This window comes from Mesorhizobium sp. P160219 (assembly GCF_057786095.1).
The window spans coordinates 6,590,497-6,604,714 of the sequence record NZ_JBYNWG010000001.1; the positions used below are offsets into that span (position 1 = coordinate 6,590,497).

15 protein-coding genes are annotated in these 14,218 nt (G+C 63.6%); 12 read left to right on the plus strand and 3 right to left on the minus strand.

The features are described from left to right. Window positions 1-161 precede the first annotated feature (161 nt). The gene (locus tag AC3EMP_RS31925) at window positions 162-1,064 is read right to left on the minus strand and encodes a GntR family transcriptional regulator (RefSeq protein ID WP_023686615.1); all 903 of its coding nucleotides are present in this window, start codon (window positions 1,062-1,064) and stop codon (window positions 162-164) included. A 256-nt stretch (window positions 1,065-1,320) separates the two neighbouring features. Here AC3EMP_RS31925 and AC3EMP_RS31930 point away from each other — a divergent pair, with 256 nt between their 5' ends. The 7 genes from AC3EMP_RS31930 to AC3EMP_RS31960 all read left to right on the plus strand — a co-directional run bounded on the left by AC3EMP_RS31930 (window position 1,321) and on the right by AC3EMP_RS31960 (window position 8,936). Next, window positions 1,321-2,826, plus strand: coding sequence for a UxaA family hydrolase (locus AC3EMP_RS31930; RefSeq protein ID WP_023754237.1), 1,506 nt, complete (start codon window positions 1,321-1,323; stop codon window positions 2,824-2,826). A 52-nt stretch (window positions 2,827-2,878) separates the two neighbouring features. Then, entirely contained in the window at window positions 2,879-3,877 is a 999-nt protein-coding gene (locus AC3EMP_RS31935) for an aldo/keto reductase (protein ID WP_352711748.1), read from the plus strand. Between the two features lie 73 nt (window positions 3,878-3,950). After that, window positions 3,951-4,166 carry a hypothetical protein gene (locus AC3EMP_RS31940; RefSeq protein WP_023669815.1) on the plus strand — a complete coding sequence of 72 codons (216 nt, stop codon included), beginning with the start codon at window positions 3,951-3,953 and terminating at the stop codon, window positions 4,164-4,166. A gap of 12 nt (window positions 4,167-4,178) precedes the next feature. Continuing rightward, window positions 4,179-5,171 (plus strand): ABC transporter substrate-binding protein, encoded by a 993-nt coding sequence (locus AC3EMP_RS31945; protein ID WP_023669816.1) that lies wholly within the window; start codon window positions 4,179-4,181, stop codon window positions 5,169-5,171. Between the two features lie 147 nt (window positions 5,172-5,318). After that, window positions 5,319-6,842 (plus strand): sugar ABC transporter ATP-binding protein, encoded by a 1,524-nt coding sequence (locus AC3EMP_RS31950; protein WP_023828310.1) that lies wholly within the window; start codon window positions 5,319-5,321, stop codon window positions 6,840-6,842. Between the two features lie 35 nt (window positions 6,843-6,877). After that, the gene (locus AC3EMP_RS31955; RefSeq protein WP_023669818.1) at window positions 6,878-7,843 is read left to right on the plus strand and encodes an ABC transporter permease; all 966 of its coding nucleotides are present in this window, start codon (window positions 6,878-6,880) and stop codon (window positions 7,841-7,843) included. Window positions 7,844-7,916: 73 nt separating this feature from the next. Continuing rightward, on the plus strand, window positions 7,917-8,936 hold the full coding sequence (locus tag AC3EMP_RS31960; protein ID WP_023669819.1) for a zinc-binding alcohol dehydrogenase family protein: 1,020 nt from the start codon (window positions 7,917-7,919) through the stop codon (window positions 8,934-8,936). Between the two features lie 99 nt (window positions 8,937-9,035). Here the strand turns inward: AC3EMP_RS31960 and phnF are convergent, their stop codons facing one another. Further along, complete coding sequence (phnF, locus tag AC3EMP_RS31965) at window positions 9,036-9,806, minus strand: phosphonate metabolism transcriptional regulator PhnF (RefSeq protein ID WP_245261350.1); 771 nt, start codon at window positions 9,804-9,806, stop codon at window positions 9,036-9,038. A gap of 96 nt (window positions 9,807-9,902) precedes the next feature. On the opposite strand from phnF, the gene phnG reads away from it, so the two are divergent. From phnG to AC3EMP_RS31980, 3 genes are read left to right on the plus strand one after another with little or no spacing between them, the layout of a single operon-like run. Next, window positions 9,903-10,364: a phosphonate C-P lyase system protein PhnG gene (phnG, locus tag AC3EMP_RS31970; RefSeq protein WP_023669821.1), complete on the plus strand. Its 462-nt coding sequence runs from the start codon at window positions 9,903-9,905 to the stop codon at window positions 10,362-10,364. Continuing rightward, window positions 10,364-10,975 carry a phosphonate C-P lyase system protein PhnH gene (gene phnH / locus AC3EMP_RS31975; RefSeq protein ID WP_023669822.1) on the plus strand — a complete coding sequence of 204 codons (612 nt, stop codon included), beginning with the start codon at window positions 10,364-10,366 and terminating at the stop codon, window positions 10,973-10,975. Before phnG ends, phnH begins: the two co-directional genes overlap by 1 nt. Next, window positions 10,976-12,088, plus strand: coding sequence for a carbon-phosphorus lyase complex subunit (locus tag AC3EMP_RS31980; protein ID WP_023669823.1), 1,113 nt, complete (start codon window positions 10,976-10,978; stop codon window positions 12,086-12,088). Between the two features lie 2 nt (window positions 12,089-12,090). On the opposite strand, the gene AC3EMP_RS31985 is transcribed toward AC3EMP_RS31980, so the two are convergent. After that, window positions 12,091-12,294 (minus strand): hypothetical protein, encoded by a 204-nt coding sequence (locus tag AC3EMP_RS31985; RefSeq protein ID WP_023669824.1) that lies wholly within the window; start codon window positions 12,292-12,294, stop codon window positions 12,091-12,093. A 65-nt stretch (window positions 12,295-12,359) separates the two neighbouring features. Between AC3EMP_RS31985 and AC3EMP_RS31990 the strand changes: the two genes are divergently transcribed. Further along, window positions 12,360-13,259: an alpha-D-ribose 1-methylphosphonate 5-phosphate C-P-lyase PhnJ gene (locus tag AC3EMP_RS31990; RefSeq protein ID WP_023726432.1), complete on the plus strand. Its 900-nt coding sequence runs from the start codon at window positions 12,360-12,362 to the stop codon at window positions 13,257-13,259. Continuing rightward, window positions 13,256-14,032 carry a phosphonate C-P lyase system protein PhnK gene (gene phnK / locus AC3EMP_RS31995; RefSeq protein WP_023669826.1) on the plus strand — a complete coding sequence of 259 codons (777 nt, stop codon included), beginning with the start codon at window positions 13,256-13,258 and terminating at the stop codon, window positions 14,030-14,032. The genes AC3EMP_RS31990 and phnK overlap by 4 nt, the downstream gene beginning before the upstream one ends. Window positions 14,033-14,218: the final 186 nt, after the last annotated feature.

Genomic DNA, 14,218 nt, shown 5'->3' on the forward strand with positions numbered 1-14,218 from the left:
CGCGTGGATATCTAGCACGCGGCATGTCGGCGGAAAATCGCCAAATCATCGCTGCGGCAACGCGGCGCGTTCGATCCATGTCGCACAAAAGTGCGCAGCGGTTTGGGATAACGGCATGAGGCAGAGATCTTGTGCGCATAACGTCCCTTCGGACGTCGCGCTCAGGAAGCCGGGCGGCCGCCGATTTCCGGGATCGACGTCAACAGCGTGTGGCGTGCCGACTTCAGATGCTTGCGGCAGGCGGCGTCGACCTTGCCGAGATCGCGCGATTTCAGCGCCGCGATGTAGGCGAGATGCTCGCTCACCGCGACTTCGTTGCGCTCGCGCTCCTGCGCCTTGTTCCACTGGTAGTGGTAGTGAAAGATCATGGCGATGACGTCGTAGAAATCGACGATGAAGCGGTTGTGCGACGCCCGGTGGATCAGCCGGTGGAAGCGCTCGTCTAGCTCCGAGAATTCGTTGAAGCGGATGGCGATTTCGCTGGCCAGAAGCCGGTGCTCGTCTTCCAGCCGGTCGAGATCCGCCCAGACCGGACTATCCCCGGGCAAGGCGGCAAAGGCCGCCGCCGAGCGTATCTCGAACATCTCGCGGATTTCAGTGAGTTCGAGCGCAAAGGCACGGGTAAATCCTTTCAGCACCCAGTGGCTGTTGCGCCGCTTCTCGATCAGGCCGAAGCGGGAGAAGCGGATCAGGAACTCGCGCACGCTGGTGGTCCCGACGCCGATCTCGCGCGCCAGTTCGAGCTCGTTGATCTGCATGCCGGCCTCTGCACCGCCGGCCAGCAACCTGCGCATAAACGACCGCTCGATGATCTGGGCCAGTGTGTCTGTCTCCTCCTCGGGGAAGAAATCATCCGGCTTCGGCGTCCTGAGCACTGTCTTGCTGCGTTTGTTCCACGCGATCAGCCCGGTCTCTTCCATGCGCGCCAGAATGGTGCGCACGGTGGTACGGCTGACGCCAAGCAAAGTGCCCAGCTCCGGCTCCGACGGCAGGCTCTGCGTCTCATCGAGCAGCCGCAGACCCCTGTTGTAAGCGTCCTTGTAGACGTTGTTGCTCTTCGACATCCCTGCCCCGTTGCGCGCCGGCGCTTGCTGTGGCTGGCTTGAAGCGCGATATCACATATGTCCTGGCGCTCACCCGGCAAAGCAAAACGCTCTGCGTGTAAGACGCCGTCCCCACAAGCCAAGCGTCCATCGGACGCATGGTCTCCTCCTGAAAAAACAATTGACGCACAAATGTTTTTTCACGATAAAAGACATTATATGTAAACAGACGCGTGTCAATCCGCGCATCCCCAGGAACAGACCCAGGAAACTGCCCGTGAACGCCTCGAACAGCATTCTTCTGTCCCCCGCCGACAATGTCGCGGTCGCCAATGGCCGCATCGAGATCGGCACCCCTCTGCCCGGCGGCGCCCTCGCCACGGCCTTGATCGAGCCCGGCCACAAGGTGGCGACCAAGCCTATCGCCGCCGGCGAGGCGGTGGTCAAGTATGCCCAGGCCATCGGCCGCGCCACCCAGGACATCGCGCCCGGCGACCACGTCCATTCGCACAATCTGGTCTTCGAGTCCGGCCGTCTGCCGGTGGTGCCGCCGAGCGAAGCGGAGCATGCCACCGAAGCTGACCGCGCCCGGACATTCATGGGCTATCGTCGCGCCGATGGCCGTGCCGGCACCCGCAACTTCATCGGCATCATCGCCAGCGTCAATTGCTCGGCCACCGTCTGCCACGCCATCGCCGACGAGGCCAACCGCGTGCTGCTGCCGAAATATCCGGGGATCGACGGCTTCGTCCCGATCGTCCATGGCCAGGGCTGCGGCATGAGCGGCACCGGCGACGGCATGATGGTACTGCACCGCACGCTCGCCGGTTACACCCGCCATCCGAATTTCGGCGGCGCGTTGATGGTCGGCCTCGGCTGCGAGGTCAACCAGCTCACCCTTTACGGCCAGAAGGGTGCGGCGGCGGGAAAACGCCATTTCAACATCCAGGACGCCGGCGGTTCGCGCAAATCGGTCGCAAAGGCGATGGGCGTGCTCGCCGAAATCGCCGAGGAAGTCGGCCAGTATCAGCGCGAGCCGATCCCGGTCTCGGAGATCGTCGTCGGCCTGCAATGCGGCGGTTCCGACGGCATGTCGGGCATCACCGCCAATCCCGCGCTGGGAGCGGCGGTCGACATCCTGGCCGGCGTCGGCGGCATCGGCATCCTGTCGGAGACGACGGAGATCTATGGCGCCGAACATCTGCTCGCCTATCGCGCGGCAACGCCGGAGATCGCCAAGAAGCTCGACGGTTTCGTCAAATGGTGGGAGGACCATGTCGCCAAGCACGGCGCCTCGATCGACAACAACCCCTCGCCCGGCAACAAGCGCGGCGGTCTGACCACCATCCTGGAAAAGTCGCTGGGCGCCGTGGCCAAAGGCGGCCAGACTCCGCTCAACGGCGTCTTCGGTTATGCCGAAAAGGTCACCGGCAGTGGCCTGGTGTTCATGGACACGCCCGGTTACGACCCGGTCTCGGCGACCGGTCAGGTGGCGGGCGGCGCCAACATCATCGTCTTCACCACCGGCCGCGGCTCCTGCTTCGGCTGCCGGCCCACGCCGTCGATCAAGGTCGCCACCAACTCGACCATGTACCACCAGATGGAAGAGGACATGGACGTCAATTGCGGCGTCATCGCTTCGGGTGAGAAGACCATCGCCGGCATGGGCCGGGAACTCTTCGAACTCATCGTCGAGACGGCATCGGGCCGCAAGACCAAGAGCGAGGCGTTCGGCTACGGCGACAACGAGTTCGTGCCGTGGCACCTCGGCGCGACGCTCTAACCACCGACGAAAAAAGCGGGCTGCAAAGACGGCTCACAAGGGGAGGCTGTGGATGGACAAACGCCGCATCGGCACGACTGCGCTCGAGGTAACCGAGATAAGCTTCGGCGGGGCGGCGATCGGCGGGCTCTACCGGGCGTGTCCGCGCGAAGCGGCGATGGAGACGCTGCAGACAGCCTGGGATGCCGGCCTGCGCTATTTCGACACCGCGCCCTTCTATGGCTTCGGCCTGTCGGAACGGCGGACCGGCGATTTCCTGCGCTACAAGCCGCGGGATTCCTATGTGCTGTCGACCAAGGTCGGACGGTTGTTCCGCCCGGTGCCGGAAGACCAGGTTCCCGATCATTCCTATGTCGACCCGCTGCCCTTCGCGCTCGACTACGACTACTCCTATGACGGCATCATGCGCTCGGTCGAGTTCTCCTATGCCCGGCTCGGGCTGAACCGGATAGACATCCTGTTTGTGCACGACATCGGCACCTACACACATGGCGTCGAGAAGACGAAGCTGCACTTTCGCCAGCTGATCGACGGCGGCTTGAAGGCGCTGGAAGAGCTTAAAACGTCCGGCGTGATTTCCGCCTATGGGCTCGGCGTCAACGAGGTGCAGATCTGCCTCGACGTGCTGTGCGAAGCGCCGCTCGACTGCATCCTGCTGGCCAGCCGCTATTCGCTGCTCGACCGCTCGGCTGAAGCCGAGTTGCTGCCGCTGTGTCGTGAGCGACAGACTTCGCTCATCATCGGCGGCGTTTTCAACTCCGGCATCCTGGCGACCGGGCCGGTGCACGGCGCGCATTTCGATTATCTGCCGGCGACGCAGGACATACTCGAGCGTGTTGGGGCGATGGAGAAAATCGCTGATGAGGGCGGATATCCGCTGGCGGCGGCTGCATTGCAGTTTCCGCTGCAGGAGCCTGTCGTGGCCAGCGTGCTGACCGGAACGGCCAAGCCCGCCAACCTGACGCGCAACCTCGACCTGTTCGACGTCCAGGTGCCGCAAGCGGAATTCGCCCGCTACGCTCCCTATACCATCGTGCAGGAGCTCGGCTGACGAAACGCCACGATCACGGCTCTCAAGAAGGAATGAATATTCCATATTGACTCGACGGTGGAATTAATATTCCATGATGATCAAGGAGGATCGGGAGCGTCTGGACGTGGCACTGAGGATCGGCAGGGAGGTTTCCCCGCCAAGCCATGCGCAGGCCGATATGAAACACCGCTTGCGTCGGCCGGACCGATGCACTATCAAAAAGCGGCAACTGTTTTTTATTGATAAAGTTCTGTTTGGGCCGCGCCTATCCAAATGGAGCTTCCGCAACCTTCACCGGGCGATCTAGGGAGGATTCCTAATGAAATTCGTGACCAGCATTCTCAACCGCCGCTCACTGATGGCACTAGCTGCCGCCTCGATGCTTGCCGGCACGCTGCACACGGCGCCGGCTTCGGCGGCGGACGTGACCATTCCGATCATCGTCAAGGACACCACGTCCTTCTACTGGCAGATCGTCCTGGCCGGCGCCCGCAAGGCCGGCAAGGATCTCGGCGTCAACGTACCCGAACTCGGCGCCCAGGCTGAAACCGACGTCAACGGCCAGGTCTCGATCCTCGAGAATGCCGTCGCCGGCAACCCGGCCGCGATCGTCATCGCGCCGACCGAATTCAAGGCGCTCGGCAAGCCGATCGATGAAGCGGCCAGCAAGGTCAAGGTCATCGGCATCGACTCCGGCGCCGACTCCAAGGCGTTCACCTCGTTCCTGACCACCGACAATGTGCAGGGCGGACGCGTCGCCGCTGACGGTCTTGCAGCAGCCATCGGCGAAGCCAATGGCGGCAAGATCGAGGGCGACGTCGCCCTGATCACCAACGCCCCGGGCGCCGGTTCGCTGGAGCAGCGCAAGCAGGGCTTCACCGAGCAGCTGGCCGCGAAATATCCGGGGCTCAAGCTCGTCGCGGACAAATATGCCGACGGCCAGGCAACGACCGGTCTCAACATCGCCACCGACCTGATCACCGCCAACCCGAACCTCAAGGGCATCTTCGCGTCCAACCTGATCATGGCGCAGGGCGTCGGTCAGGCAGTCGCCGAGAACAACCTTGGCGGCAAGCTGGCGCTGGTCGGCTTCGACAGCGACGAGAAGCTGATCAAGTTCCTCAATGACGGCGTCATTTCCGCGCTCGTCGTCCAGGATCCGTACCGGATGGGCTATGACGGCATCAAGACCGCGCTCGCCGCCTCGAAGGGCGAGAAGGTCGAGGCCAATGTCGACACCGGCGCCAACCTGGTGACCAAGGCAAACATGAAAGACCCCAAGATCGACGCCCTGCTCAACCCGAAGCTCTGAGCCCGTCGACCAAAAATCCTTTCCGGGGCCTCGCGCCCCGGAAACACCGGATACAAGCTTGAATATCCACCGGCTTGAATCACCTCGACGATGCGGCTTGACTGCATCGCGACGTGCCAATCGTAAGGCCAATCTGGGAGGATTGTCATGACGCCCATGGCGCAGGAACTGCACCCGGCCCCAACGCTAGCGCCCGGCAGGACGATCCTCGAACTGCACGGGCTGGAAAAGCGCTATCCCGGCACGCATGCGCTGAAGCCCGTTCACCTTGCCTTCAAGGCAGGTGAGATCCACGCCATCGTCGGCGAGAACGGCGCCGGCAAATCCACCCTGATCAAGCTTCTGACCGGCGTCATGCCGCGCACCTCCGGCGATGTCATCTGGGAGGGCAAGCCGGCAGCGCTGGCAACCCCGCACGAGGCAATGGCGCTGGGCATCAACGCCGTGCATCAGGAGGTCGTGCTCTGTCGCCATCTCACCGTCGCCGCCAACATGTTCCTCGGCGAGGAGAATTCGCGCTTCGGCATCCTGCAGCAGCGCGCCATGGTCAAGGAAGCGCAGAAGATCATCGACGGTCTCGGCTTCGACCTGCCGGCGCATGTCATGCTGGGTGACCTCACCATCGGCCAGCAGCAGCTGATCGCCGCCGCCCGCGCCACCGTGCGCGGCACCAAATTCCTGATCTTCGACGAGCCGACCGCCTATCTCACCCGCAAGGAAGCCGACCAGCTGTTCACGCTGATCCGCAGGCTCAAGGGCGAAGGCGTCACCATCATCTACATCAGCCATCGCATGGAAGAGGTGTTCGAACTCGCCGATCGCGTCTCGGTGCTGCGCGACGGCACGCTGGTCGGCACCCGCAACATTGCCGAGACCAATGACGCCGAGCTGGTCAAGATGATGATCAACCGCTCGATCGAGCAAGTCTACCATAAGGAGCATTTCACCCCCGGTGCCGTGATCGTTGAAGCGAAAAACCTGTCGGGCAAGGGTTTCGAAGACGTCTCGATGACGGTGCGCGCCGGCGAGATCGTCGGGCTCTATGGCCTGATCGGCGCCGGGCGGAGCGAGTTCGTCACCACGCTCTATGGCCGCCACAAGAAGTCGGCCGGACAGGTCCTTTGGCAAGGCAAGCCGGTCCACATCAATTCCGAGCACGACGCGATCAAGCTCGGCATGGCGCTGGCGCCGGAAAGCCGCCGCGACCAGGGCCTGTGCCTGAACCTGCCGGTCGGCCTCAACCTCAACCTGCCGATCTACAAGCGCATCTCCAGCAACATGCTGATCTCCGGTGCGAAGGAAAAGGCCGAGGCCGATCGCCAGATCGCCGGCCTCCGCATCAAAACGCCGACGCGCGGCGCCCTGGCCTCCAGCCTGTCCGGCGGCAACCAGCAGAAGATCGTCATCGGCAAATGGCTGGCGCATGGCGCCAAGCTGTTCATCTTCGACGAGCCGACCGTCGGCGTCGATGTCGGCACCAAGGCCGAGATCTACCGCCTGTTCGGGGAACTGTTGTCCAAGGGCGCCGGCATCATCCTGATCTCGTCCTATCTGCCCGAGGTTTACGAGCTCGCCGATACGCTGCACGTGTTCCGGCGCGGCAAACTGGTCGCCAGCCACGGTTTTCGCGCCGCCAGCCATGAAGACGTGCTGACGCAGGCGATCGGCTGAAAACGCCGTCCAGACAAGAAGAAACGGGAGGAACCATGAGCATCGAAACCGCCGCGATCGAAAAACCGAAACGGAACTACAACGTCCTGTTCGGGCTGACGCTTCTGGCGTTGCTGGTTCTGCTCTGGATCGTGCTGTCGGTGGCGACGCCGAGCTTCGCGTCCTCCAACAACATCGCCAATCTTTTGCGGCAGGGCTCGATGATCGCCATCATGGCGGTCGGCCAGACCTTCGTCATCATCACCGGCGGCATCGACCTCTCGGTCGGCGCCGTGGTCGGCTTCGCCACCGTCATTGTCGCCATGATGATCAATGCCGGCTTCCCGATCTGGGTCGCCATTCTGGTGACGCTGCTGGTCGGCGTTGCCATCGGCCTGTTCCATGGCTTCGGCATCGTCAAGATGGGCCTGCCGCCCTTCATCATCACGCTGGCGACGCTGACCTCGTTGCGCGGCATCGGCCTGTTGATGACCAACGGCAATTCGATCAACATCAACAGCGACAGCTTCACCGCGTTCTCGCGCAGTTCCTTTGTCGGCATCCCCAATCTGTTCTGGATGGTGATCCTGGTCGGTATCCCGGCCTACATCTTCCTGCACCACAGCCGCTGGGGCCGCTATCTCTTCTCTGTGGGATCCAATGCCGAGGCCTCGCGCCTCTCGGGCGTCAATGTCCAGCGCACCATCTACATGGCCTACACGCTGTCGGGCCTATGCGCGGCCTTCGTCGGCGTGCTGCTGGCGGCGCGCATCGGCATCGGCAACCCGACCCAGGCGGAAGGTTGGGAGTTGCAGGCGATCGCCTCATCGGTGATCGGCGGCACCTCGCTGTTCGGCGCCGTCGGCTCGGTGCATGGCCCACTGCTCGGCGCCTTCATCCTGGCCACCATCAACAACGGCGCCAATCTGCTCAACGTCAACTCGTTCTGGCAGCGCATCATCACCGGCGCGCTGATCATAATCATCGTCTATTTCGACGGGCTGCGCCGTCGCGGCAAGTAATTCTCCCTGACCTTCTGCGCCGGCCTGCTTAACAACGGACCGGCGCCTTTTTGAGAAACACTGGAATTGCCGAATGAAAGCTGTTGTCTGCCGCTCGCCCGGCGAGCTTGTCCTGGAAGACCGGCCGGCGCCAGGAGCGCCGCCTGCCGGCTGGGCGCTGGTCGCCGTCAGCCATGTCGGCATCTGCGGCACCGACTACCACATCTTCGAAGGCAAGCACCCGTTCCTTGCCTATCCCCGCATCATGGGCCATGAAGTGTCGGGCACCGTCGTCGAGACCGGCGAAGATGTCGACCTTGCCGTGGGCGAGCCCGTCATCATCAATCCCTATCTCGCTTGCGGAAAATGCATCGCCTGCCGGCACGGCAAGCCGAATTGCTGCGTCAGGATCGAAGTGCTTGGCGTCCATCGCGACGGCGCCATGGCCGAGCAGATCCTGGTGCCGGCGCAGAATCTTTATCCGGCAAACGGCTTGTCGCTGGCCGATGCGGCGGCGGTGGAATTCCTCGCCATCGGCGCGCATGCCGTGCGGCGCGCTCGCGCCGAACCAGGCGCCCGCACGCTGGTCATCGGCGCCGGGCCGATCGGCCTTGGCGCAGCGCTGTTTGCGCGCATCGCCGGGCTCGATGTCAGCCTGCTCGACATGAGCACGGAGCGGCTGGATTTTGCAAAAGGCGAACTCGGCTTCGCCACGCTCGACGCCTCACAAAAAGCGGCAGCCGAACTGGTGCGCGAGGCAACCGGCGGCGAAGGGTTCGACATCGTCTTCGACGCCACCGGCAACACCGCCTCGGTGCAGTCGGCCTTCGCACATGTCGCGCATGGTGGCACGCTCGTGCTGGTCAGTGTCGTCAAGGACGACATCGTCTTTTCCGACCCGGAATTCCACAAGCGGGAAATGACATTGATCGGCAGCCGCAACGCGCTGAAAGTCGATTTCGACCACGTCGCCGCCTCGATCCGCAACGGCGCCGTGCCGCTGGCAAAACTCGTCACCCACCGCACCACGCTGGCCGGCACGCCGGATGATCTCACCCGCTGGGCGCATGAGAAATCGGGGTTGATCAAGGCTGTGATCGAGGTTGGGGCATAACATCGCAGGTGGTCCCGGCCCGAATGACGACGACCCGCGCAGGTTGACTCCCACTCCGTCCTCAAAACGCCAGGCCGCTGAAAAATAGGCGCGACCCCGCTACAGCGCCGACAGTTTCAGCTCGACCCGCTCCGCCGGAAACCGTGTTTCGGCAAACTGGATCGGCTGGCCGTCCGGTGTGACGTTGACGGCGACCGCCACCAGCACGATTGCGCCGGGCTGCAGATCGAGGTCGGCGAGATCGGCGGCATCGGCATGGCGGGCCGACAGCACCGTCGATTGCCTGAGATAATCGTCAATGCCGAAACGCTTGAGCGAGGCGGTAACCGAACCGGTTTCGGCCATCGCAGCATTGATGCCGGCGAAACGCTTCGCCTCGTACCAGGCGGCGGCGCGCGACACCGGCCGTCCATCGGCTTCGCCGCGCGTCTCCAGGCGGATCACCTCAGCCCCTCTTGCCAGACCAAGCCCCTCGGCGACGCGCTGACTGGCCGACTCAACTGTAGAAGCTAGCAGCACGATGTGCCGTTCCGATGTTTGCCCTTGCAGACCGGTCGAAAACCGAGTGCGCGCGCCGATCGGATAGGACAGCCGTTTGCGCGAAAAGACGAAGGTGCCGCGTCCCTGCTCGGCCCGCAGCACGCCGTCCTGCACCAGGGCCGATATGGCGCTGCGCACCGTGTGGCGATTGACGCCGTAGCGTTCGGCCAAGGCCATTTCCGGCGGCAGCGCGGCATTCTCGGCAAAATCGCCGGCGGCGATCGAATGCAGGATCAGGTCCGCAATCTGCCGCCACAGCGCGACACCGCTACGGCGTTCGATGCTGCTCGCGCCCTTTTGAGCCACCATTTCGTCCACGCTCCCGCCCATGTCATCCACCCGTCATGGACACAAGTTAGATAATAGGTATAATTTGTATAATTGTCTATATCACTAGACAAATTATATACATTCAGGGAGTTGTCCATGCGAGGACAGGAAGCCCGCGACCAGGCCGAGCGCAAAGCCGTCATGACGACGTTGGCGCAGGCCAGTGGCGATGACATCGCCCGGCTGTGGAATGAGGCCGGCCTGATCTCGGAAGCAGAGCTTTTGCGCGGCCCGGAAACCGGTCTGGTCACCGTGCGTGGCCGCATCGGCGGCGGCGGCGCGCCCTTCAATGTCGGTGAAGTGACCGTCACCCGCGCCACCGTCCGGCTCTCTTCCGGACAGGTCGGCCACAGCTACATGCTCGGGCGCGACAGGCAGAAGGCGAAGCTTGCGGCAATCGCCGATGCACTTTGGCAGGATCCCGCCCATCGGCAGACGGTCGAGAGTGCGCTGGTCGCACCGCTGCGCGCCGCCCAAAGCGAGGCGCGCGAAAAGCGCCGCTCCGAGACGGCGGCAACGAAAGTGGATTTCTTCACCATGGTGCGCGGAGAAGACTGATGGACATCGCAGCCCAATGGATCGACGGCGGCTTCGCCGATCCGGTGTTCAACGCCCAGGCGGTCTTCCGCGCGGTCATGGATGCCATGGCGCGGCCGGGCAGCGAGCGGCCTCTGCCTGCCTTCGCCCGCCCCCCTTCGCCGCTGTCCGCAACCGCCGGCGCCATTGCACTTTCGCTCTGCGACAACGACACACCGCTCTGGCTCGATCCTGCTTTGCAGGCATCGGCAGCGATCAAATCCTGGCTCGGCTTCCACGCCGGCGCGCCACTCGCCAACACACCTGCCGATGCGCATTTCGCGTTGGTCGCCACGCCGGCCGAGATGGCCGCCCTCGACGGTCTTTCGCAAGGCACGCAGGATTATCCCGACCGTTCGACGACACTGATCCTGCAGGTCAGCGATCTCACCTCCGGCGCGCCGCTATTGCTCGAAGGCCCAGGCATCGAAAAGACGGCGACCATCGCGCCGGCGCAGATGCCGCGCCATTTCGTCGAACAGTGGAAGCAGAACAGCCAGCGCTTTCCGCGCGGCGTCGACATCATCCTGGCGGCGCCCGACGGTATCGCCTGCCTGCCGCGCACGACGCGCATCAAGACGATGGAGGCATAAATGTATGTCGCGGTAAAAGGCGGCGAAGTCGCAATCGCCAATGCCCACAGTCTGCTTGCGGACCGCCGTCGCGGCGACCGTTCGGTGCCGGCGCTGCGCCTCGACCAGATCGTCGAACAGCTGGCGCTCGGCGTCGACCGGGTGATGAGCGAAGGATCGCTCTACGACCGGGAACTGGCGGCGCTCGCCATAGTCCAGGCGCGCGGCGACATGATCGAGGCGATCTTCCTGGTGCGCGCCTACCGCACCACACTGCCGCGCTTCGGCTACACCAACGCCATCGACACCGGCGCCATGCTGGTCGAGCGGCGCGTGTCGGCGACCTACAAGGATTTGCCCGGCGGCCAGCTGCTTGGGCCTACCTTCGACTACACCCACCGCCTGCTCGACCCGGAACTCGCCGCCGGCGCCGATGTCGCCGAACCGCTGCAGCGCGAGACGGAAACGCAGGCCATGCCGCGCGTTTCGACGATCCTCGCCCGCGAAGGGCTGATTGAGCCGGATGGCGACATGCCGCAGGACCATGTCCCCGGCGACATCACCCGTGAGCCGCTTGAGTTTCCGATGGCGCGCGACATCCGCCTGCAGGCGCTGTCGCGCGGCGATGAAGGGTTTCTGCTGGCGCTCGGCTATTCCACCCAGCGCGGCTATGCCCGCAACCACCCCTTTGTCGGCGAGGTGCGTATCGGCGAGGTCGAGCTGGAACTCGACGTGCCGGAACTGCCCTTCGCCGTGCTGCTCGGCAAGGTCCGCGTCACCGAATGCCAGATGGTCAACCAGTTCAAGGGCTCGGCCAAGGCGCCGCCGCAATTCACCCGCGGCTACGGACTGGTCTTCGGCCAAAGCGAGCGCAAGGCGATGGCCATGGCGCTGTGCGACCGCGCGCTGCGCGCAACGGAACTCGGCGAAGATGTCGTCGCCGCCGCGCAGGACGAGGAGTTCGTCATCTCGCACTCCGACAATGTTCAGGCGACCGGCTTCGTGGAGCATTTGAAGCTGCCGCACTATGTCGACTTCCAGGCCGAGCTCGATTTGGTGCGCCGCATGCGCGCCGAATACGAAGCTCGAGAGAACCCTGCAAAGGTGGAAGAGAAGCGGGAGGCGGCCGAATGAGCCTAATCGCCCCCGCCATTGCCGCCATCCCCGTTGCCGCCGTCATGGGAATGGCTGCTATGCCCGCCGACGTAGCTGCCGTTTCCGCCTGTGACATGCGCGCCATCTCTGGAAGCAGGCAGAAACAAGCGCCGAGGTACAAAACCGACCACGCAGACAAACGCCAGAAGCAGAATTGCAATCTGGATCCAACCGGTCTGAGTCATTCGACTTCGCCTTTATTTCCGTTTTCTGGGCGTCAATGCAATAGCAGGGAGTGGATTTGATCGCCATGACCGACATCGCCACCTACAACTTCGCCTATCTCGACGAGCAGACCAAAAGGATGATCCGCCGGGCGATCCTCAAGGGCATCGCCATCCCTGGCTATCAGGTTCCCTTCGCTTCGCGCGAAATGCCGATGCCCTATGGCTGGGGCACTGGCGGCGTGCAGGTCACCGCCTCGATTATCGGGCCGGACGATGTGCTGAAAGTCATCGACCAGGGCGCCGACGACACCACCAATGCCGTCTCGATCCGCGCCTTCTTCAAGAAGGTAGCCAACGTCGCGGTGACGACCGATACCGCCAGCGCCACCATCATCCAGACCCGCCATCGCGTCCCGGAACACCCGCTGAGCGCCGGCCAAGTTCTAGTCTACCAAGTGCCGATACCCGAGCCGTTGCGCTTCCTCGAGCCGCGCGAAACCGAAACGCGCAAAATGCATGCGCTCGAGGAATACGGCCTGATGCATGTGAAGCTCTACGAGGACATTGCCAAACACGGCCGCATCGCCACCACCTATGCCTATCCGGTCAAGGTCGAGGGCCGCTATGTCATGGACCCCTCGCCGACGCCGAAATTCGACAACCCCAAAATGCACCGTTCGCCGGCCCTGCAACTGTTCGGAGCCGGGCGCGAAAAGCGCATCTATGCCGTGCCGCCCTTCACCGATGTCGTCAGCCTCGACTTCGAGGATCATCCCTTCGAGGTCCAGACCTTCGACCTGCCCTGTGCGCTGTGCGCGGCGGAAAATGTCTATCTCGACGAGGTCATCCTCGACGACCATGGCGACCACATGTTCGTCTGCTCCGACACCGACCATTGCGAGAAGCGGCGCGCCGAAGGACATCGCGGCCACCTTGCGGCTGAAAGCCATGTTACCGCAGGAAAGATGAGGCCAGCAGAATGACCGGCGACCCACTGCTGCGCGTCTCCGAACTGTCCAAATTCTACGGCTCGCGCGTCGGCTGCGAGAATGTCACCTTCGACCTGTGGCCGGGTGAGGTTCTGGCCGTCGTCGGCGAATCCGGCTCCGGCAAGACGACGCTGCTCAACTGCCTGTCGACGCGGCTGCTACCATCTTCTGGCACCGCCAGCTACCGCATGCGCGACGGCCAGTTCCGCGAACTCTACCGTATGAGCGAGGCCGAGTGCCGCTTCCTGATGCGCACCGACTGGGGCTTTGTTCATCAGAACCCCGCCGACGGCTTGCGCATGACGGTGTCTGCCGGCGCCAATGTCGGCGAGCGGCTAATGGCGGTCGGTGACCGCCATTACGGCAAGATCCGCGCCACTGCCGTCGACTGGCTGTCGCGCGTCGAGATCGACGAGGACCGCATCGACGACGAGCCGCGCGCCTTTTCCGGCGGCATGCGCCAGCGCCTGCAAATCGCCCGCAACCTCGTCACCGGACCGAGGCTGGTGTTCATGGACGAGCCGACCGGCGGCCTCGACGTCTCGGTGCAGGCGCGCCTGCTCGATTTGCTGCGCGGGTTGGTCACCGATCTCGGCCTGGCGGCCATCGTCGTCACCCACGATCTCGCCGTCGCCCGGCTTCTGTCGCAGCGTATGATGGTGATGAAAGACGGCCGTGTCGTCGAAAGCGGCCTGACGGATCGCGTGCTCGACGATCCCCGCGCGCCTTACACGCAATTGCTTGTTTCCTCGATTCTACAGGTGTGAAGATGGCGCCAAGGCACCCCCCTCTGGCCTGCCGGCCATCTCCCCCTCAAGGGGGGAGATCAGCAGCTTTTATGTCCCGCCCCTTCTACGATGCAGAAGAATGGCGAAGTCGAACGCGACAGCCAATCTCCCCCCTTGAGGGGGAGATGCCTGGCAAGGCAGAGGGGGGTGTTGGCCCGCGGACGA